Genomic DNA, 1,355 nt, shown 5'->3' with positions numbered 1-1,355 from the left:
ACTGCACCGGCTGCAAGCCGTGGTGCGTGAAGCGGGCCCAGCCCCCCTCCTGCCGCACCCAGTACAGCGGCGCCTCCCAGCCCTGGGCCTGGGCCAGGTCCCAGCCCTCGCCCATCCAATAGCGGAAATCGCGGTAGCCCCCGGCCTCGATGAAAGCCAGGTACTCGCCGTTGGTCACGAGGCGGTTTTGTAGCTCAAACGGGGCCAGCAGCACGTCGTGCGCCGCCAGCTCATTATCAAAGCAAAAGCCTTCCTCCTGAAACCCGATGCGGTGCACTCCGCCCGGCACCGGCAGCCAGGCCGCTGCGCTTAATGAAGAATCAGGAATGAAGAATGAGGAATTAGCGGCGCCTGGCAATTCCTCATTCTTCATTCCTGATTCTTTATTCAAATAAGCCGGCGCCAGCGGGCTGGTGCTGAGGATGTATTTGATGTCGGTGGCCAGCAGCTCCTGGTGCTGCTGCTCGTGTTGCAGGCCCAGCTCCAGCAGCTCGTAGAATAAGGCGGGCAGTTCGGCTTCACCTTCCAGCAGGGCTAGCAGGGCGGTGTCGACGTGGGCGCGGTAGGCCAGCACCTCGGCCAGGGCCGGGCGCGAGAGTGTGCCCCGGTCGGCGCGGTTCACGCGCGAGCCCAGCGAATTGTAGTAGGAATTGAACAGGTAGGCGTACTGCGGGTGAAATTCCTGGTAGCCGGGCGCGTACTCGCGCAGCAGAAACGTTTCCCAGAACCAGGTGGTATGGGCCAGGTGCCACTTGGGCGGGCTCACGTCGAGGGTGGGCTGCACCACCGTGTCTTCGGGCAGCAGCGGGGCGCACAGGGCCTGGCTTTGGGCGCGCACGGCGCGGTAGCGGGCCGCCCAAGCCGTTGGGGCCGGGGCCAGCGTCGGCATTGAATCGGAAGTAGTAAGGAGCATAAGCTGGCAGGAAGAAGGCGCCACGCGCCGGGGTGTGAGTGGCTAACCGAAAGCCGGGCCCGGAGGTTACGCCCCCGCCCGCAATGGTGGGTTTGAGAAGCGCAGATGCACCCCGGCAAGCCCCCAGGAAAACACGCAGACGGTCCCCATTAATACGTAGAAGCTCCTCCGTATAAAGTGCCATTTACAACGCATTTGCTTGAGAATATGGAACCTATCGTGGGCGCTTGTGTAGTATTGCCACCTGCCTGCAGGCAGCTTTTATCGTACCGCCCCTTCTGTACAAACCTATGGCAACTTCCTCCCTCACCCCGGTCACTCTTACTGCTACCGCCACTTCGGCCCCGGCCAAGCCCGCCACCCGCCCCGCCAACCGCGTGGGTACCAAAAGCCGCCGCGGCTTTGCGGCCATGAGCCCCGAAACCCAGCGCCGCATTGCCAG

At 63.4% G+C, this 1,355-nt stretch carries 1 protein-coding gene; it reads right to left on the bottom strand.

What is annotated here, in order from left to right; all coding sequences use genetic code 11:
• The coding region (locus tag ACYVDE_RS22935) for a DinB family protein (RefSeq protein ID WP_460503851.1) at positions 1-913 on the bottom strand (913 nt) is incomplete at its 3' end.
• Positions 914-1,355 lie beyond the last annotated feature (442 nt).

The organism is Hymenobacter agri (assembly GCF_054778495.1).
The sequence above is the reverse complement of the archived record's forward strand: the minus strand, read 5'-3'. Positions and strand labels throughout refer to the sequence as shown.